19 protein-coding genes are annotated in these 19440 nt (G+C 61.0%); 12 read left to right on the top strand and 7 right to left on the bottom strand.

All coding sequences use genetic code 11. The annotated features are described in order from the left end of the window. Nucleotides 1-99 precede the first annotated feature (99 nt). The 8 genes from BSU04_RS02700 to BSU04_RS02665 all read left to right on the top strand — a co-directional run bounded on the left by BSU04_RS02700 (nt 100) and on the right by BSU04_RS02665 (nt 6998). Nucleotides 100-1131, top strand: coding sequence for a threonine aldolase family protein (locus BSU04_RS02700; protein ID WP_089159140.1), 1032 nt, complete (start codon nt 100-102; stop codon nt 1129-1131). 58 nt (nt 1132-1189) lie between these two features. Next, complete coding sequence (locus tag BSU04_RS02695) at nt 1190-1720, top strand: NUDIX domain-containing protein (RefSeq protein ID WP_089159139.1); 531 nt, start codon at nt 1190-1192, stop codon at nt 1718-1720. A gap of 109 nt (nt 1721-1829) precedes the next feature. Next, nucleotides 1830-2984, top strand: coding sequence for an iron-containing alcohol dehydrogenase (locus BSU04_RS02690; protein ID WP_089159138.1), 1155 nt, complete (start codon nt 1830-1832; stop codon nt 2982-2984). Between the two features lie 3 nt (nt 2985-2987). Beyond that, the gene (locus BSU04_RS02685) at nt 2988-3425 is read left to right on the top strand and encodes an acyl-CoA thioesterase (RefSeq protein WP_089159137.1); all 438 of its coding nucleotides are present in this window, start codon (nt 2988-2990) and stop codon (nt 3423-3425) included. A gap of 79 nt (nt 3426-3504) precedes the next feature. Further along, nucleotides 3505-4389 carry a branched-chain amino acid ABC transporter permease gene (locus tag BSU04_RS02680; protein WP_089159234.1) on the top strand — a complete coding sequence of 295 codons (885 nt, stop codon included), beginning with the start codon at nt 3505-3507 and terminating at the stop codon, nt 4387-4389. After that, on the top strand, nt 4382-5560 hold the full coding sequence (locus BSU04_RS02675) for a branched-chain amino acid ABC transporter permease (protein ID WP_256982042.1): 1179 nt from the start codon (nt 4382-4384) through the stop codon (nt 5558-5560). The genes BSU04_RS02680 and BSU04_RS02675 overlap by 8 nt, the downstream gene beginning before the upstream one ends. Beyond that, nucleotides 5557-6297, top strand: a complete 741-nt coding sequence (locus BSU04_RS02670) for an ABC transporter ATP-binding protein (RefSeq protein ID WP_089159135.1) — start codon at nt 5557-5559, stop codon at nt 6295-6297. Before BSU04_RS02675 ends, BSU04_RS02670 begins: the two co-directional genes overlap by 4 nt. Then, nucleotides 6294-6998 carry an ABC transporter ATP-binding protein gene (locus BSU04_RS02665; protein ID WP_089159134.1) on the top strand — a complete coding sequence of 235 codons (705 nt, stop codon included), beginning with the start codon at nt 6294-6296 and terminating at the stop codon, nt 6996-6998. Before BSU04_RS02670 ends, BSU04_RS02665 begins: the two co-directional genes overlap by 4 nt. A gap of 39 nt (nt 6999-7037) precedes the next feature. On the opposite strand, the gene iolB is transcribed toward BSU04_RS02665, so the two are convergent. The 7 genes from iolB to BSU04_RS02630 all read right to left on the bottom strand — a co-directional run bounded on the left by iolB (nt 7038) and on the right by BSU04_RS02630 (nt 15969). Continuing rightward, the gene (gene iolB / locus BSU04_RS02660; RefSeq protein WP_089159133.1) at nt 7038-7847 is read right to left on the bottom strand and encodes a 5-deoxy-glucuronate isomerase; all 810 of its coding nucleotides are present in this window, start codon (nt 7845-7847) and stop codon (nt 7038-7040) included. Continuing rightward, nucleotides 7844-8749, bottom strand: a complete 906-nt coding sequence (gene iolE / locus BSU04_RS02655) for a myo-inosose-2 dehydratase (RefSeq protein ID WP_089159132.1) — start codon at nt 8747-8749, stop codon at nt 7844-7846. Before iolE ends, iolB begins: the two co-directional genes overlap by 4 nt. Before the next feature lie 3 nt (nt 8750-8752). Further along, on the bottom strand, nt 8753-10615 hold the full coding sequence (gene iolD / locus BSU04_RS02650; RefSeq protein WP_256982041.1) for a 3D-(3,5/4)-trihydroxycyclohexane-1,2-dione acylhydrolase (decyclizing): 1863 nt from the start codon (nt 10613-10615) through the stop codon (nt 8753-8755). Next, nucleotides 10612-12606 (bottom strand): bifunctional 5-dehydro-2-deoxygluconokinase/5-dehydro-2-deoxyphosphogluconate aldolase, encoded by a 1995-nt coding sequence (locus tag BSU04_RS02645; RefSeq protein ID WP_089159130.1) that lies wholly within the window; start codon nt 12604-12606, stop codon nt 10612-10614. The genes iolD and BSU04_RS02645 overlap by 4 nt, the downstream gene beginning before the upstream one ends. Nucleotides 12607-12658: 52 nt before the next feature. Next, nucleotides 12659-13477: an ATP-binding cassette domain-containing protein gene (locus BSU04_RS02640; protein ID WP_089159129.1), complete on the bottom strand. Its 819-nt coding sequence runs from the start codon at nt 13475-13477 to the stop codon at nt 12659-12661. 57 nt (nt 13478-13534) lie between these two features. Continuing rightward, entirely contained in the window at nt 13535-14716 is a 1182-nt protein-coding gene (locus tag BSU04_RS02635; protein ID WP_089159128.1) for an ABC transporter permease, read from the bottom strand. Between the two features lie 200 nt (nt 14717-14916). After that, complete coding sequence (locus BSU04_RS02630) at nt 14917-15969, bottom strand: sugar ABC transporter substrate-binding protein (protein WP_089159127.1); 1053 nt, start codon at nt 15967-15969, stop codon at nt 14917-14919. 212 nt (nt 15970-16181) lie between these two features. Between BSU04_RS02630 and BSU04_RS02625 the strand changes: the two genes are divergently transcribed. The 4 genes from BSU04_RS02625 (at nt 16182) to BSU04_RS02610 (ending at nt 19376) form a co-directional block, all read left to right on the top strand. Further along, nucleotides 16182-17078 (top strand): MurR/RpiR family transcriptional regulator, encoded by an 897-nt coding sequence (locus BSU04_RS02625; RefSeq protein ID WP_089159126.1) that lies wholly within the window; start codon nt 16182-16184, stop codon nt 17076-17078. Further along, nucleotides 17068-18066, top strand: coding sequence for an inositol 2-dehydrogenase (gene iolG, locus BSU04_RS02620; RefSeq protein ID WP_089159125.1), 999 nt, complete (start codon nt 17068-17070; stop codon nt 18064-18066). The genes BSU04_RS02625 and iolG overlap by 11 nt, the downstream gene beginning before the upstream one ends. After that, nucleotides 18063-19082 (top strand): Gfo/Idh/MocA family oxidoreductase, encoded by a 1020-nt coding sequence (locus BSU04_RS02615; RefSeq protein WP_089159124.1) that lies wholly within the window; start codon nt 18063-18065, stop codon nt 19080-19082. Before iolG ends, BSU04_RS02615 begins: the two co-directional genes overlap by 4 nt. Before the next feature lie 66 nt (nt 19083-19148). Then, entirely contained in the window at nt 19149-19376 is a 228-nt protein-coding gene (locus tag BSU04_RS02610; protein ID WP_062084604.1) for a sulfurtransferase TusA family protein, read from the top strand. The last annotated feature ends 64 nt before the right edge of the window (nt 19377-19440 follow it).

The following is a 19440-nucleotide window of genomic DNA, read 5'->3' as shown; positions in this document are numbered from 1 at the left end:
AAACAGGCACCGGCATGGCAGTTATTGACGTCTCCGCGTTTTCACGCATGAAACGTTAAAATAACGGCCACGCTCACCATTGCCCTGGCCCCTGACCGCATGCAACATTTTGCCTCCGACAACTACGCCGGCATCTGCCCCGAAGCGCTCGCCGCGCTCATCGAAGCCAACAACAGCGGCCATGAACCGGCCTACGGCGACGATTCCTGGACCCAGGGCGTGTGCGACCGCATCCGCGACCTGTTCCAGACCGACTGCGAAGTCTTCTTCGTGTTCAACGGCACAGCGGCCAATTCACTGGCGCTCGCATCGCTCTGCCAGTCGTATCACTCTGTGATTTGCCACGAGCTCGCGCACATCGAAACCGATGAATGCGGGGGACCCGAATTTTTCTCGGGCGGCTCGAAGTTGCTGACGGCACCGGGTATCGACGGAAAGCTTACGCCGGATGCGATCGAAGCCATCGTCACGCGTCGTGCCGATATCCACTATCCGAAGCCCAAGGTCGTCACGCTGACGCAGTCCACGGAAGTGGGCACCGTCTACAGCGTGGAAGAGATTCGCGCGATCGCGGCGATCGCGAAACGCCGCCATCTGAAAGTGCACATGGACGGTGCCCGGTTTGCGAACGCGGTTGCGTCGCTGAATGTGCATCCGTCGGAGATCACGTGGCGCGCGGGCGTAGACGTGCTGTGTTTCGGCGGCACGAAGAACGGCCTGCCGGTCGGCGAAGCAGTGATTTTCTTCGATAAGGCGCTGGCCGTCGACTTTGCGTATCGGCTGAAACAGGCGGGGCAACTGGCGTCGAAGATGCGGTTTATCTCGGCGCCCTGGCTCGGCCTGCTCAATAACGATGTCTGGCTGCGCAACGCGCGCCATGCAAACGCTATGGCGCAACTCATGGCCGAGCGGCTGGAAGGCATAGACGGCGTGAAGGTGATGTTCAGGCCGCAAGGGAACGCGGTGTTCGCCGAGTTGCCGCCGGCTGTTGCGCAAGCGCTGCGCAACAAGGGCTGGAAGTTTTATCAGTTCATCGGCTCGGGCGGTTGCCGGCTGATGTGTGCGTGGGACACGCTGCCGGAAACCGTGGAGCAGTTCGCCGCCGAGATCCGCGCGCTTTGCGCGGCTTAATGAATCCACTGACCCCACTGACCCCACTGACCTTTTTCGGATCCTCTGACCCCAGACCATGATCGAATACCAATTCTGTCCACGCGATGCCAACAAGCTGGTCGAACGCGCCGATGCAAGCCACGAAGGCGGGCGCGTGCGACTCGCGTGTCCAGACCCGGAATGTGGCTTCGTGCACTGGAATAATCCGCTGCCGGTGGTCGCGGCGATCGTGGAGTACGAGGGCAAGATCCTGCTCGCGCGTAACGCGGCGTGGGTCGAGGGCATGTTTGCGCTGATCACGGGTTTTCTCGAGAACGGCGAAACGCCCGAAGAGGGCATCGCGCGGGAAGTGCTGGAGGAAACGTCGCTGGTCGCGGAATCGGTGGAACTGGTCGGCGTGTACGAATTCATCCGCAAGAACGAACTGATCATCGCGTATCACGTGAAGGCGAATGGGACCATCAGCCTGTCGCCCGAATTGCTTGAATATCGTCTGGTCGAACCGGCAAAGCTCAGGCCCTGGCGCGCGGGAACCGGCCATGCCGTGGCGGAATGGATGCGCCGGCGCGGCCTGGCCGTGGAATACGTGGACCGCCCCGGGCAGTAACGTCCATAAGTCCGCACGATACATGGCGTCCACGCGGATTGACGGACTCCCGCTGGACTCCTAACATACCTGACGCTCCACTTAACTGCGTCAACCGCGGACACACGTCATGGCCTTCATCTTCTACGTTACTCACATCCACCTCGGCTTCGACGCGCTCGCCATGCTCGACAGCGAATGCACGCGCGTGGGCATCAAGCGGCCGCTGATCATCACGGACAAAGGCGTCCTGGCCGCGGGGCTGGTGTCGCAAACCGTCCAGGCGCTGGACCTGGATGCGGGCGCGGTTCCCATCTTCGACGAAACGCCGTCGAACCCGACCGAAGCGATGGTGATGAAAGCCGCCGCGCTGTACAAAAGCGAAAACTGTGATGGTTTGATCGCCGTGGGCGGCGGTTCATCCATCGATCTGGCGAAGGGTGTCGCGATCATGGCGACCCATCCGGGGACGCTGACGGAGTACGCGACCATAGAAGGCGGCAGCAACAAGATCACCTCAGAGGCCGCACCGCTGATCGCCGTGCCGACCACCTCGGGCACTGGCAGCGAAGTGGCGCGCGGGGCAATCATCATTCTCGACGATGGCCGCAAGCTCGGCTTCCACTCGTGGCATCTGCTGCCCAAGTCGGCGGTTTGCGATCCGTCGCTGACGCTGGGCTTGCCGCCCATGCTCACCGCTGCAACCGGCATGGACGCGATCGCGCATTGCATCGAAACGTTTCTTGCGCCGGCGTTCAATCCGCCTGCGGATGGCATCGCGCTGGATGGGCTGGAGCGCGCGTGGGCGTCTATCGAGCGGGCGACGCACGACGGCCAGGACCGCGACGCACGCCTGAACATGATGAGTGCGTCGATGCAGGGCGCCATGGCGTTCCAGAAGGGTCTGGGCTGTGTGCATTCGCTCTCGCATCCACTGGGGGGACTGGTCGTGAATGGGCGCACAGGGCTGCATCACGGCACGCTGAACGCGGTCGTTCTGCCGGCCGTGCTGCGTTTCAACGAAAGCGCGCCGAGCGTGGTGGCCGACAAGCGTTTTGCACGGATGCGCCGCGTGATGAATCTCGCCGCCGATGCCGATCTCGCTCAAGCCGTCCACGACATGACCGAGCGTCTCGGCTTGCCGACGCGCCTGTCGCAAATGGGCGTCGAGCAAGACATGTTCGACAAGGTAATCAAGGGTGCGCTCGCCGATCATTGCCACAAGACCAATCCGCGCGAAGCGAGTGCGGACGATTATCGGCGGATGTTGCAGGAGTCGTTCTGATTCATGAGCCGCCCTGTCCCAACGACGCGCGCGGATTATCCGCATTTCCTGTCGATCGATACGCGCTGGTCCGATAACGATCTCTACGGCCATGTGAACAACGTGGTGTATTACAGCTACTTCGATACGGTCGTGAACGAGTATCTGATCCGGTACGGCGCGCTCGATCTGGAAGCGGGTAAGACGATCGGGCTCGTGGTGGAAACGCATTGCAGCTACTTCGCTTCGCTTGCGTTTCCCGAACGTATCGACGCCGGACTCCGCGTGGTTCAGCTCGGTACAACGAGCGTGCGTTACGAGGTGGGCATCTTCAGCGCGGGGTCCGAGCAACCCGCGGCGCAAGGGCATTTTGTTCACGTCTATGTCGATCGCGATACGCGCCGTCCGGTGCCGTTGCCGCAAGCGCTGGTTGTAGCGCTCAAGCCGCTCCTGAACGGTTAGTTCGCGCGACGTGACCTCGTTCGTTCAGTGGTTCGCGATCAACCTTCTGAATGGAGTGAGCGTCGGGTTGCTGCTGTTCATGTTGTCGGCGGGATTGACGCTGATCTTCAGCATGATGGGCGTTCTCAACTTCGCTCACGCGAGCTTTTATATGCTCGGCGCGTATGTGGGTTACGCACTCGCGGCACATGGGGGCTTCTGGTTTGCGCTGGTTATTTCACCGCTACTCGTTGGTGCGCTCGGCGGCTTGTTCGAGCGGTGTCTATTGCGCCGGATTGAAATGCGTGGTGCGCTTGCCGAGCTTCTGCTGACCTTCGGCGCGGCTTATCTGATGGCAGAAGCGGTGAAGCTCGTCTGGGGTGTTGCGCCCATTAACGCCGTTGTTCCTTCAAGTCTCGATGGCCCGTTGTTCACGCTATACGGCGCCGCATTCCCGCGTTATCGCGCGTTCATGATGGGTGTGTCGCTGGCCATGCTGGTGGCTTTGTACGCCGTGATGCGGGTTTCCCGGATAGGGCTTGTGGTAAGAGCCTCACTCACCCATGCGGCGACTGTCGAGACGCTTGGGCATAACGTACCCCGTGTGTTTACCCTGGTATTCGCGACAGGCACCGCGCTCGCTGCGCTGGCCGGCGTGATTGGTGCGCCGCTGTTTGTCATTGAACCTTCGATGGCGGAGAACATCGGGCCAATTGTCTTTGTTGTCGTGGTCGTGGGTGGGCTGGGGTCGGTGGGCGGCGCGCTTGTGGCATCGCTTCTGGTCGGTTGCGTGCAGACGTTTGCCGTCGGGACCACGTTGTCGCTTGGTGGCATTGCCCAGTTTGCCGGCGCTTCGTTGCCTCCTCTGTGGGCTTCCTTGAGCGTCGCGCAGATCGCGCCCGTGCTGCCGTATGTGCTGCTTGTCGCAATGCTTGCGCTACGTCCACGTGGGCTATTCGGGCAGCGTGGAGATGACGATGCTTGACAAGGCAGCGCTCTCTTTGCGTCAGGCTCTTCCGTGGCTGCTCCTCGTGGCCGGTCTTGCGTTGCCGCCGCTCTTCACATCGCAGAGCTGGTTGCTCGCCTATCTCGCGCAAACCGCTGCCATGATCGTGTTTGCGCTCTCGTTCAATCTGCTGCTCGGCGAGACAGGATTGCTGTCGTTCGGACATGCCGTGTACGCAGGTCTTGGTGCGTTCGCGGCTGCTCACTTCTTCAATCGATTCGCAGTGCCGCTGCCCTTGCTGCCGTTGATCGGCGGCGTATCGGCGGCGCTTGCGGCGGTCGTATTCGGCTTCTTTTCAACGCGTCGCGCCGGTACGACTTTCGCGATGATCACACTTGGTATCGGCGAACTCGTCGCAGCGGGCGTTTGGCTCGTGCCCGGATGGTTCGGCGGCGAGGGCGGTGTTCCTATCGACCGTGCGAGCGGTCCAGCCGTTTTCGGCCTGAACTTCGGACCTTCGATCCAGGCTTATGCCCTGATCGCCGGATGGTGTCTGCTGGCGTGCATCGCCATGTTGGTTTTCTCGCGCACGCCCTTCGTGCGAGTGGCGAATGCGGTGCGCGATAATCCCGTGCGTGCTGCAACCATCGGCTTCGATCCGCGCCGTGTGCGCTTTGCGATGGTGATAGTCGCGGCGTTTTTCGCGGGCGTGGCGGGAGGGCTAGGGCTGATCAATGTGGAACTGGCATCGGCGGAAGGGGTGGGACTCGCCCGTTCGGCAAGCGTGCTGATCGCAGCAGTGATCGGTGGGACTGCGACGTTCTTCGGCCCCGTTTTGGGAGCCGTGATACTGACGTTTTTCAGCGTGGCGGTGGCGAGCGTATCGCCGGCGTGGGTGGCCTATCTTGGACTGTTTTTTGTGTGGGTCGTGGTGGTAGCGCCCAAGGGCTTGGCGGGCTTCGTTGCTGCACGATCACGTGAGGGTTACGCGGCTATCGCATTTGCATTGTGCGCCGTTGGCGCTTGGCTGCTGGCGATCGTCATTGCTATCGAGCTCGCCTACGCGCTGCAATTCGATAGCCATGGCGACGGCCTTGCGCACATCGCGGGTTTCCTTCTTGATGGCCGGCATGCGGCTCCCTGGTGCTTCGCGATCTTCAGTGCTGTGATTGCTATTCTGTTCACACGACATGCCCGGAGCGCACGATGAACATCGCGCTCGAACTAAAGCACATCACGAAGCATTTCGATACGACGCAAATCCTTCGTGGCGTCGATCTGAGCATTCGTCAAGGCGAACGCCATGCGTTGATCGGTCCCAACGGTGCCGGAAAATCCACCTTGTTCGACCTGATCGCGGGGCGCACGCAACCGACGAGCGGCCGCATTGCATTGAACGGCGTCGACGTGACGGGAATGCGCGCTCATCGGCTGGGACGCAAAGGCCTCGCGCGCAGCTTCCAGAACACAAGCGTGTTCACGGGTCTGACCGTGCGCGACAACGTCCGTTGCGCGGTGCTTGGGTCTCGCGTGGCGACCTGGAAGGATCGATGGTTCCGCTCGAGCGTGATTGACGCGGAGGCACATCGCGTGTTGGCTGCAATCAGCTTGCTCGATCGCAGCGATGCACTTGCCACAAGCCTCAGCTATGCGGAGTTGCGCGCTCTTGATCTAGGGCTTGCGCTGGCCGCGGGCGCATCCGTACTATTGCTCGATGAACCCACTGCGGGCATGAATCGCGCTGAAGCCGCTCGTGCGCTTGCTTTGATTCGTGAGACAACGCAGGGCAAGACGTTGTTGATCGTGGAGCACGATATGGAAGCGGTGTTTGCACTCGCCGACCGTATTTCAGTGCTTGTGCAAGGCCGCATTATCGCGACAGGAACGCCCGCTGAAATTGCTGCGCACCCAGTGGTTCGCGCCGCCTATCTCGGCGCAACGCCATGACGACGCTACTTGAAATCGATGGCCTGAACGCATGGTATGGCGCGAGTCACGTGCTGCACGGCGTGAGTTTGCGTATCGGCGAAGGTGAGATCGTGGCCTTGGCGGGACGCAACGGTTCGGGACGTTCCACGCTCGCCAAAGCGCTGATGGGGCTGGTGCACGCGCAAGGGGTGGCGAACTTTCGCGGGGTATCGATGCTGGGGAAACGTCCTTATGCAATCGCGCGCACGGGCGTAGGTTACGTGCCCGAACAGCGCGATGTTTTCCCGACGCTAAGCGTGAGAGAAAACCTGCAACTCGGCATGAAGCGGGGTGGATCGCGGTTCACCATCAGCGATGCGGAGCAACTTTTCCCCGTGCTGCAAGAACGCGCGGCCGTCAAGGCGGGGAGGTTGTCGGGAGGCGAGCAGCAAATGTTGGCGCTTGCCCGCACGTTGATGGGCGATCCCTCGTTCGTGATCGTCGATGAACCGACGGAAGGACTCGCACCGCAGGTCGTGGTGCAAGTCTCCTCGTGCCTGAGAAACTTGCGGGAACGAGGCGTGGCGATTCTATTGATCGAACAACGCATGAGTATTGCGCGTGAGCTGGCCACGCGCGTCGCCGTGATGGGGCACGGCACGATCGTCTTCGACGACACGCCCGCCGCGCTTGCCGCGAACGAGCGCGTGATCAGCGAATGGCTTTCTGTGGGCGGTTAGGTGAGAAGGTAAGCTACAAGGCTAAGTCACAGAAACAACTCACGAAGCCTTGCTGTCCCTCTCCACGATCCATTCATGCTTCGGATCGTTTTTAAAGTGCCAGGTCCTTTTGTCACCCGCCATCACGTTCAGGTAGTAGTTGTCGTAGCCGTACGGCACCACGACAGGGTGATAACCGCGCGGCACCATGACGACGTCATGATCTTCAACGGCCATGGTTTCATCGAGATCGCGCTCATCGGTGTAGACGCGTTGAAAGGCAAATCCTTGCGGCGGATTCAGCCGATGATAATAAGTCTCTTCAAGCGAACTCTCCACCGGCACGTTGTCCCTGTCGTGCTTGTGCGGCGGATAGCTTGAAGCGTGACCGCCGGGCGTCCTTACCTCGACTACAAGCAAGCCTTCTGCAGGCTCGGTTTGCGGAAGAATATCGCAGACGTAGCGCGTATTCGCGCCTTTACCGCGGGTTGAACGTGTCATCTGCGATGGCTCGATCAATCGCGGCGGGTACTTGCCCGTAGCGGGCGCGCTCGCCACACCGACTTGCGCATCGCGATCTGCTCGTATAGTCGCCGCAAGCCTCGGCGGCAGATAAACCGCGTAGGGCGCGGTGTCCTCGAACACGCTGTCGCGCGAGCCGAGTTTCTCCCATTTATGTTCTCCGGCTTCTATGCTCACCGTCCCCGATAACACGACGATGCACACTTCACGCTGCGCCTCGTTCACATGCACGATGTCGCCGGTTTCCAGCCGATAGGCCGCGAAGCCCACGTGTTTCCATAAAGCAGTTTCGGGCGTGACGCGCGCGATGGTCTGGCCTTCGCGCGATGCCTTGACGAGCAGGCTCATGCTGCCTCCTGAAGGGTTTGATCGACCAGTGCGCGCAGTGTCTTGTAGCCTTTTTCAGCGTAAGCATAGCTGGTTGCGATAACGGGATCCTGCTCCGCCTCAACCACCAGCCAGCCTCGATAACCATGCTGCTTCAATCGGGTAATGATCGATGGGAAGTCCACCGTGCCGTCACCGGGAACGGTGAACGCGCCGTTGATCACCGCCTCCAGGAAGCTCCAGTTACGGTTGCGGGCAAGCTTGGTGATCTCCGGCCGCACATCCTTGCAATGCACATGGCAGACGCGCGCGATGTGCTTGTTGAGAACCGTCAATGGATCGCCGCCCGCGAACGTAATGTGACCGGCGTCGAAGAGCAGGCCGACGGCTTCATGGGTGAGGCTCATCAGGCGATCGACGTCTGCAGGCGTTTCCACATAAGCGCCCATGTGATGGTGATAGGCTACCCGAACGCCGCGGGACAGCGTGTATTCGGCAAAGGTGTTCAGGCGTGTTGCGTACTCGTTCCAGCGATCATCGGAGAAGAAGCGCGGTCGCTGATACAGCGGCCGCGGTGCCCCTTGGATAGAGTCCGAGACTTCGCCGTAGACCATGACCGTTGCGCCGTTTTTTGCAAGCAGGTCGAGATGCGGACCCACGGCCGCGATCTCGTCCTCGGCGCTGCGTTCGGCGAGCCGTCCGGAATACCAGCCGGAGACGAGCGCGAGGTCATATCCGGCAAGCAGCGTTTTTAACGCTTCCGGCTCGCGCGGGAATTTGTTGCCCAGTTCAAACCCTTCGTAGCCGATCTGCTTGCCTTCGGACAGGGCCACGCTCAGCGGTGTCTCACCGCCGAGCGAGGGCAGGTCGTCGTTCATCCACGACAGCGGATTGATGCCGATCCGTACATCGAACTTGCTCATCGCTTATTCCTTCGTGCGCTTCGAACGCGCGGTAATTTCATGTTCATAGTTTGCGCGCGCCGAGCGCACCGCTTCACGCGACGATACTTCAGGCACCGCGACTTCCCACCACCAGCCGCCTTCTTCTGTAGGCCGTGCGGGATCGGTGTCGATGCTGATCAGATACGAACGTGTGGATGCGCGTGCGCGTTGCATCGCGGCTTCGAGTTCATCAATATTAGCTACATGCTCAGCGCTCGCGCCGAGCGAGCGTGCATGCATCGCAAAGTCTATAGCGGGTGCGCCCTCCGGACCCTGGCGGCAATCGTCGATCAGGTTGTTGAATGGAGCGCCGCCGCATGCTTGCTGCAAGCGGTTGATACAGCCGTATCCGCGGTTATCGAGCAGCACCACGATCAGTTTGGCCCCGAGCATGACGGACGTCGCCAGCTCGCTGTTCATCATCAGATAGCTGCCATCGCCGACAATCACGATCACTTCGCTTGCCGGCCGCGCGAGCTTCGCACCGAGACCGCCCGCGATCTCGTAGCCCATGCACGAGTAGCCGTATTCGACGTGATAGCCGCCCGGTGTGCTCGTGCGCCATAGCTTTTGCAGGTCGGCGGGCAATGTTCCGGCTGCGCATACAACCACGTCATGCGCCGCCGATTGCGCGCTTGAGCGCTGGACCGAGCCAATCACATCGGCTTCGCGCGGCAACGTGTTGTCATCTTGAGGCGCGCTCGTTACCTGGTCGACGGTGGCACGCCAGCTATCGGCGAGTTCATGTGCGCGTGCGGTCCACGGTGGCGACGCGCGCCAGTCGCCGAGCGCTGCACTCAATGCGCCGAGGGCAAGACGTGCATCGGCTTCCACCGATAAAGCGCCTTGTTTCAAGGCATCGAATGCATTTGCATTAATGCCAATCAGCTTCGCCTGCGCGAACAGCGTATTCGATCCGGTTGTGAAATCCTGCAGCCGGGTACCGACGGCGAGTACGCAATCCGCGTCATGCGCGAGTTCGTTGGCCGCGTCCGATCCCGTTACGCCAATGCCGCCAAGATTCAGCGGATGATCCCACGCGAGCGCACTTTTTCCTGCTTGCGTTTCGGCTACGGGGATACCGTGACGCTCGGAGAAAGAACGCAATGCGTCGGTTGCGAGGCCGTAGAGAACGCCGCCGCCAGACACCAGCAGGGGCTTTTTAGCCGCGCGCAATGCAGCGGCGGCCTGTGCGATTTCTTCATCGATGGGAGAGGGTGTATGGAACGGAACCACACGCGGCTCGAAGAACGACGCGGGGTAGTCGTAGGCCATTGCCTGCACGTCCTGCGGCAGCGCGAGGGTCACCGGTCCGCACAATGCGGCGTCTGTGAGCACCCGCATTGCGCGCGGCAGCGCAGTCAGCAATTGCGCCGGATGCACAATGCGGTCGAAGTAACGCGAGACGGGTTTCAATGCATCGTTCGCGGAAATGCCGCCGTCGGTGAAATCTTCTACTTGCTGCAAGACCGGATCCGGAGCGCGTGACACGAACACATCGCCGGGTAGCAACAACACCGGCAACCGGTTCACATGCGCGAGCGCAGCGGCGGTCACCAGGTTGGTCGCGCCCGGGCCAATGGACGTGGTCACTGCCATCATGCGGCGTCGAAAGTGCGCTTTCGCATACGCAATAGCCGCGTGCGCCATCGCCTGCTCGTTATGCGCGCGATAGGTCGGCAGCGTCTCGCGATGCGCGTACAACGCTTCGCCAATGCCCGCCACGTTGCCATGCCCGAAGATCGCGAAGACACCACCGAACAACGGCTCACCATCCGGGGTTTGCTGCGCGGCGAGATAGCGGACCAGCGCTTGCGCGGTCGTTAATCGAAGCGTGCTGTTCATGCTGCCTGCTCCTGCGTAAGCGCTTGCGTGGCGTTCTTTGTCCGTGCTGCGCGCCATGCATCGATCAGCGTTTCGAATGTTCGACGAACCCGCGTGATGAGTTCGGCGTCGTCGATGGAACCCGCCAGCCAAGCGTGACTCGGCTCGTGAAAGATCGTCCTGCCGACGGTGAATCCACGACATGTCTTCGCCAACGCCGCCTGCTTAAAGCCTTCGGACAATTGATCGACAGCCGCCGATAAGCCCAGCAGCACTACACCCCGGCACGCCGGATCACGCTCGGCAATCAGCGCATCGACCGCTTGCCACTGCGCTGCGCTCATGGGTTCGAGCTTCCACCACTCGGGATAGATGCCAAGGTTGTAAAGGCGTTTCAGCGAGCGCAAAGCGGTATCTTCCTCGATCGGTGGACCGTTCTTCGGCACAATGATTTCGAGCAATAACTCGTGTCCGCTAGCCTGAACCGCGTCGTAGAGGGCGCGAATCTGCGCTTCCTGTTCCAGGCGAAGATCGTGCGGATGATCAGGATGATAGTGAACCAGGCATTTCGCGACATGCTCGCGCGGCCACTCGATCAGCGTCGTGCCGATCGACCGGCCATGATCGAAGATCAACGGCATCGAGCCGGGCAATTCCACCGGGCGGCCGATCCACCAGCCACGACCCGTTGCTGCGTTCAACGCATCCTGGCCGTAGCGGTCGTCGATCAGAACGCCGATGCGTCCCGTTAGGCCGCGCTCCTTTTCCGTCTGAGCCACGGCTTCCACGAACAAGGCCTTGAGGACTGCAATCCGAGCCTCATCCGCGCCGGTTTGCTGCGCGAGATCGAAGAACTGGTTGCGGTGATCGAAGGCAAAACCGAGCACTTCGTCCCACGTTTTACGAGCTGGCGTGACACGATGCAGACGCGCGAGCGTTGCATCGCGATCGGGCCTGCGCATGCGGGCAGGATCGGCACGCGCGGCATCGAGGAAATAGGTGAGTTCGGCGGGCGTCGGCATGGCGGGCGCGCAACCATGACGCGATACAACCAGCCCACCGCATGCATTCGCAGTGCGCGCACAGACTTCCAGCGATTCGTCTCTCAGCCACCCGGCGAGAAAGCCGGACGCAAAGGCATCGCCCGCGCCGAGCACATTCAGCACCTCCACTTCAACGCCGCGATAAACCGGCGCATCGTCGATGGAAACCGGCACGGCACCGTCGATAATCGAGCAGCCCATCGGTCCGCGCTTGACCACGAGCATCGCATCCGTCACGGCGCGAACGGCCGCGAGTGCGTCGATCATCGTGTCCTTGCCGCCTGCAATCCGGAACTCCTCTTCCGTGCCGATCACGAGATCCATCAACGGCAAGATGCTTTGCAGGTGAGCGGTCACCCCCTCGTTCGCGATGAACCGGGTCTCGCCATCGGCTTTGCCGGTCAGCCCCCAAAGTACTGGCCGGTAATCGATATCGAGCACCGTGCGGACCTGGTTGCGGCGCGCGTAATCGAGCGCACGGCGGCTCGTGCGGTTGACCTGATCGGTGGAGAAATGCGTGCCCGTAATCAGCAGTGCCTTCGATGAAGCGATGAACGCCTCGTCGAAGTCGTTTTCATCGACGGCCATGTCCGCGCAGTCATCGCGATAAAACACGAGCGGGAACGTATCGCGGTCTTCTATGCCCAGTAGGACCAGACCCGTCAGCCGAGCGTGATCGATCCGCACGTGGCTGGTATCGCAGCCTTCGCGTTCGAGCGTCTCGGTGAGAAAGCGGCCCATGTGGTCGTTGCCGACGCGCGAAAGCATCGCGGATTTGAGGCCGAGCCTCGCGCACCCGAACGCAATATTCGCCGACGAGCCGCCGAGATATTTCGCGAAGCTCGACACGTCCTCGAGCCGTGCGCCGACTTGTTGCGCGTAGAGATCGACCGCGAGCCGCCCGAGGCACACGATGTCGCGGGTTCGTCCGGTTGCGAAGCGCGATCCGGTTGGTGATTGCAATGCCATGTTCAATCCTGTTCTGTAGATGACGACGAATGCAGCGGTTGCGCGTGCTGGCTCAAGCTGGAGCGCCCTCGAGTTCGTTCATCATTTCCTGCATTTCGGCGCCGCCCGCCATCATGTCGAGTACTTCGTTCTTGGTGATCGTGTCTTTCGTGAACGTGCCCATCGACTTGCCGCGATTGAGCAGCGTGAACGAATCCCCGATGGGATACGCGTGGTGTACGTTGTGCGTAATGAAGATCACGGAGATGCCTTTCGCGCGCGCCGTGTGGATCAACTTCAGCACGTTGAAGCTCTGCTTCACGCCTAGCGCTGCAGTGGGTTCATCGAGGATCAGAACACGCGCGCCGAAGTGGATTGCCCGTGCAATGGCGAGACACTGCTTTTCACCGCCCGACATCGTGCCAATAGGCTGATGCGCGTCCCGCACGTTGATACCCATTTCGGAGAGCCGCGCGCGCGATGTTTCTGCCGCGAGGTCCAGGTCCATCACGTTGATAAAGCCGAAGCGCTTTTTCTGCGGCTCGCGTCCCATGAAGAAGTTACGTGCCACCGACAGCAGCGGTACGAGCGCGAGGTCCTGATAGACCGTTGCAATACCGAGATCGAGCGCCTCTTTCGGTGAGCCGAAGCGGACCGGTTTTCCATCGACGAGATACTCGCCGGAAGAGGGCGTATGGACGCCCGCCAGCGTCTTGATCAAGGTCGACTTGCCGGCGCCGTTGTCGCCAAGCAGGCAATGCACTTCGCCGCGTTTCAGGCGCAGCGTGACGCCGTTCAGCGCGATCACCTTGCCGAAAAACTTGCTGACGTTTTCCAGCGCGAGGATGGTGTCGTCGGGCGCGGGCGGTGCGCTCCGGATGGGATCGGACATGGTTTGTTCTCCTTGACCTTATTGAGCCTGTTTATCAAGCCCGTTCATTGAGCTTGTCTATTGAGCTTGAGACACGCGGCGGCGCACGTAGTGATTGAACAGTACGGCGATCAGCAGCATCATGCCGAGGAACACGCGGAACCAGTCAGAGGGCACGCTGGTGTAACCAATGCCGATCTGGACCACGCCGAAGATGAGCGCGCCGAAACATGCGCCGACCACCGAGCCGTAGCCGCCGGTCAGCAAGGTCCCGCCAATCACCGCGGCGATGATCGCCTCGAATTCCTTTTCGAGGCCCCGGTCTGCCGCGGCCGAACCGATGTCGCACACCTGCAGCACGGCAAACAGACACGCACAGAATGCGGTCAGCACAAAAAGCGAGATCTTCACGCGCCGCACCGGCACGCCGACATTCTTGGCCGCGACCGCGTCGCCGCCGGCCGCAAAAATCCAGTTGCCGAAACGGGTCTTCGCGAGGACGAACGCCCCAATGGCGGCGAGCACGACCCACCAGAGGATGACTTTCGGAATGCCCGGTACGAGCGGTTGGCCGTTGTCGAGCATCTTCAGGATTCCTATGTGCCCGAGCCACACGAATAGATCGCGGAGGGCGACACCATGGAAAAGAGTGTTGGCAAACCAGTCTTTCGCGGCAATGTCGCCTACGCCTGAAACGATCGTCCGGTCGGCGAACATGATCGACAGAGCGAGCGTCAGGCCGCGCAGGATAAACAGGAAGGCCAGCGTGACGATGAACGACGGCAGCCGCGTGCGCATGACGATATAGCCGTTCAGCGCGCCGAGCAGCATGCAGCCCGCGAAGGCGAAAATGATCGCGAGCCAGATCGGCCAGTGAAAATACACGGTGGGAATGGCGACCATCATCCCGGCGAAACCGATCATGGAGCCGATCGAGAGGTCGAACTCGCCCGCAATCATCAACAGGCAGGCGCCGACGGCGAGGATGCCCAGGTAAGCGGACACCTGCGACCAGTTCATGATGCCGTCGAGATTGAACATGCCCGAGCCGCCGGCGGCGATCCCGAACACGACGAAGACCAGTACGGCTCCGGAGATCGCTGCGAATTCCGGACGATTCAGGATGTGCCCGAAGCGGGATTCGCGGCGGATACGCTCGTCGGCGGAGGCCGCGGCGGTAACGGTAGATGAGGTGGATGTCGCGACGTCGTCAGACGGCTTGCGATGTCCAGAGAGAATAGGTTTTCCGGCTACGCCCATGATGTCTCCTTCGTCTTTCATTCGCGATGCGGCGTTGGTTCACGGGGCGAACATGCTGATGCGCGAGCGATACAGGTGAATGGTGCGGATGACGTGATGAAAAGCTGCAGTGCCTGCACATGCTTCGAAGATGGCGGCGCAGTGCTCAGGTCATGCTTGAGTTCATGCCTGGATTCAAGCTGGCCGCGCCGCCATCGGGTTTAGCGGTACTGTCCTGCGTACTTGAGGACCTTGTCGACGTTTTCCTTGGTGATAAAGCCCGGGCCTGAGCCGATATTGCGCGGCCCATAGGACGGAGCGAGCCCGTAGGTGGCAAGCCGCGCCTGGAACTTCGGATTCGCTTCGAGGGCCTGGCGAATCTTGACCGGATCGGTGGTGTGATCCTTCTTCACGATAGCCAGCACCGCGACCGGGATATAACCCTGCAAGTAGGGCTGCTGGTCGATGGCGAACTGGATCGTGCCATCCTGGATTGCCTTCGCGATGTCGGTGTCGAAGTCAAACGTCGCGAACCAGAGCTTGCCCGCCACGCCCATCTGCTTGAGCGCCTTGATGGTCGGGTCCGCCGACAGCGGGCCGAGGGCGAGCACGGCCTGGGTATCCGGGTGATTACGCAGATACGCGCTCACCTTGGATTGCACCGTGGTCGGATCCTGGCCTGCGTCCAGCGTGGACGACTTGAAATCGACGCCAAGCGCCTCGGCGAAACCGCGGCAACGTTCGAATGAAGCCGGATTGGTCGCGTAGTGGTTCACGCACAGGAACGACTTGATGCCAGCAGCTTTCGCCTTCTCGCCCGCCGCTTTACCGGCCGTATATTCAGGCTGGCCGACGTGCATGATCGCGCCGAGCTGCGCGCTTTGCTCCTCGGTGCCGGAGTTGATCGTGATGAGCGGAATGTGCTTCGCCGTGACCTTGGAGATTGAACCCTTCAGCACGTCGAAGTCGGCAATGGTGACGATCACGCCGTCATAGTTGCGTGCTGCTGCCTGTTCGATCAATCGCGCCATATCGGCAATATCGCCGTTCGGCGGATTGCGGTAATCCGTCTGGACATTGAAGTCTTCGTCCGCCTGTTTGATGGCGTTCTTGATCGTGTTCCACCACGAGTCCGAGTCCGGCGCGTGGCTGATCAAAACGAAATGGCCGTCGGGAGCAGCGTGCGCTGCCTGACTGCTCAGTGCTGCTGCGCCGCACAACGCAGCGGCAGCCGCGAGCGCGCGCAGGGCGCCTCGGCGATTGCAAAGTCTCATTGTCTCCACCTATCACGGTTGTTGTTCTGAATGAGCATCCGGCGTCTTGCGTTCAGCGCGTAACGCCCCTTGCTCAGGACCAAGATTAGGACAAGTTTCGTCGCTCTGCAATAGGAAGTTTAACTATTCGAACTTTGGAAAAATAATTCCATTTGTTCGATCAGGTATCTATAATCGGCTGCATCGAATACAGAACACACCACGAGCACGACATGCAGGAAGACACGCAAGACCCCCAGGAGACGACGGAGGTCCCCACAGTTGACGAACTGATGCAGCGGATCGCCGAGGCCTACGACGCATTGCCGCGCCAGCTTAAAAGCGTGGCGACTTACATTGAACAGCATCGCAGCAACGTGATGATGGATCGGACCGGCGACATCGCGAGCGCGTGCGGCGTGCATCCCTCGGCCGTCGTGCGCTTCGCGCAGCGCTTCGGCTTCTCGGGCTTCTCCGACCTCCAGGCAATCTTCAAGCAGGCCTACACGGGCCAGAACGGTTCCGCGCAGAGCTATCAGCAGCGGATCCGGAAACTGATCGATGAAAAGCCGGGCAAGTTGTCGGGCGGATCGGTGGCGCGCGAATTTATCGCGGCGAGCCGCAGCGGGCTGGAAGAGCTCGAAGCCGGTCTCGACGACGTCCAGTTCGAAGCCGCGGTGAAGATGCTGGAACAGGCCGAGAACATCTACGTGGTCGGCGTGCGGCGCTCGTTTCCGGTGGCGAGTTATATCGTCTACGCGCTGCAGCACACGGCCAAACGCGTGCACTTGGTATCCGGTTTCGGCGGCATGTATCGCGAGCAGATCCGCAGCGTGAAGAAGGGCGATGTGGTGGTCGCGATCAGCTTCGCGCCGTACGGCAAGGAGACGCAGTATTGCGTGCGCGCGGCGCAGCATCACGGCGCCAAGACGCTGGTGATCACCGATGGCCAGCTTTCGCCGCTCGCGCGTCACGCGAGCGCGCATTTGTTCGTGAAGGAAGGCAGCGCGTTCGCGTTCCGTTCGCTCACGAGCACGATCTGCTTGTGCCAGGCGCTGTTTATCGCGCTTGCGTACCGGCTTGAACTGAACGTAGAAGAATCAAGGGAGACAGGCGGCTATGACGATTGATGTGGCAGTGTTCGGAGCAGGACGGATTGGCAAGATCCACGCGGCGAACCTGGCGAAGCAGCCGGGCGTGCGCCTGAAGTACGTTGTGGATGTAAACAAAGAGGCCGCCGCGGCATTGGCTGCGCTCCACGGCGCGCAAGTCGCCGATGTGGAAGGCGCACTGGGCGATGCATCGATTGGCGCGACTGTCGTGTGTTCAAGCACGGACACGCACGCTGACCTGATCCTGAAATCGGCGGCGCAAAAGAAGCATGTGTTCTGCGAGAAGCCGGTTGATCTGACGCTCGAGCGCGCACGCGCTTGCGCCGATGCCGTCGCGAAAGCCGGCGTGGTCTGCATGATCGGCTTTCAGCGTCGCTTTGATCCGACCTTTGCGGCATTGAAGGCACGCGTGGAAGCGGGTGAGATTGGGGACCCGGAAATGCTGGTGATCACGAGCCGCGATCCGGGCGCGCCGCCGGTGGAATACATCAAGCATTCGGGCGGCATTTTCAAGGACATGCTGATCCATGACTTCGATATCTTCCGCTGGATGCTCGACGACGAAGCCGACACGCTGCACGCAACCGGAAGCTGTCTGACGGACCCGGCGATTGGGCAGGCGGGTGATGTCGATTCAACGGCGGTCACGATCCGCACCAAACGTGGCCGCTTGTGCCAGATCAATACGACGCGGCGTGCGGCGTACGGATACGACCAGCGTTTCGAACTGCTTGGCAGCCAAGGCATGCTGCAAGCCGGCAATGTTCGTCCCACTGAGGTCACGGCGTATTCCAAGACCGCTGTATCGAACGATGTGCCGGAAGCGTTTTTCCTTGAGCGTTATCGCGCGGCATACGCGCTGGAAATCGCCCATTTCTTCGATGCTGTCCAGGAAGGCAAGCCGGTCCGTACGACGGTCGCGGATGGCCTGAAGGCGTTGGAACTCGCCGAGGCGGCCACGCGATCCTGGCGTGAAGGAACGATCATCAAGCTGGGGGCGGCATGAAAGCGCCCGTGCGGATTGGGATTGTCGGTTTAGGGCGGCTCGGTCAGCGTCATGCACGCAATCTGGCGTGGCATGTTCCGGGCGCGACGCTCGCCGCAGCGTGCAGTCCGGTCGCGGCGGAACGCGAGTGGGCGGCGGCCAACCTGCCCGAACTCACGCTCTACGAAGACTACGGGTCGATGCTGAAAGACCCATCGCTCGATGCCGTCTGGCTTGTCACGCCGACTTCGCTGCACGCTGACCAGATCATCGCGGCGTTGCGCGCGGGCAAGCATGTGTTCTGCGAAAAACCGTTGTCGCTGGATCTGGCGCAGTGTGATCGCGTGATTGAAGAAAGCGCGCGGGTTCCGCATCTTCAGGTGATGATCGGTTTCGTGCGCCGTTTCGACGCAAGTTATCGCGATGCCTTCAACAAGATCAGCCAAGGTGCGATTGGCCGGCCATTCATGGTCCGTTCGCAAACCGTCGATAAAAACGATCCCGATGGTTTTTTCGTCCGTTTCGCGCCGACATCGGGCGGTTTGTTCCTCGATTGCAGTGTCCACGACATTGATCTCGCGCGCTGGATGTTGGGTAACCCGCGCGTTACACGTGTATTCGCCAGCGGCACGATCGCGATCCACGAAGGGCTGGCGGAATGCGGCGATATCGATAACGGTGTCGCCATCTGCGAATTCGAGGGCGGCCGGCTGGCGGTGTTCCAGGCATCGCGGACCAGCGCCCACGGTCACGATACCCAGACGGAAGTGATCGGGACGGGTGGGGCGCTGTCGGTGGGGCACAATCCGCGGGCGAATCGCGTCGAGATCTACGATGCCGGCGGCATCCGCAACGAATGCACCCCGACCTTCTTCGAGCGCTTCGAGCAAGCGTTCCTGAACGAAGCGGAGGTGTTCGTGGCGTCGCTGAGCGCAGGCCCCGCGACGGGCTTGACGCTCGACGACGCACGTGAGGCCACACGCATCGGGATTGCGATGCGGGAGTCTCTGGCCAAAGGCCAGGCGGTGAATCTTTAAGCACTGGGGTAAAATCGAATCCTCATTAGCGGGATCACTAAGCGGGTTCGAACAAGGCTTAATTCGATGGAAGTGCACAAGGAAGTCGATGCGCGCGGGCTCACGTGCCCGCTGCCCATCCTGCGGGCGAAGAAGGCGCTGGCCGATATGCAGAGCGGTCAGATATTGAAAGTGCTGGCGACCGATCCGGGTTCGCAACGTGATTTTGCGGCGTTTTCGAAGCAGACGGGCAATGAGCTGGTGGAATCGACGTCGCACGACAAGGTGTTCACTTTCCTCATGCGACGCCGCTGACTGACGAAAGGCCAATAAAGAAAGGCCAATAAAAAATGCTCATGGGTTTAAACCATGGGCATTT

It is taken from the genome of Caballeronia sordidicola (assembly GCF_002220365.1).
Classification (GTDB): Bacteria; Pseudomonadota; Gammaproteobacteria; order Burkholderiales; family Burkholderiaceae; genus Caballeronia; species Caballeronia sordidicola_C.
This window is presented reverse-complemented; position numbering and strand designations above follow the sequence as displayed.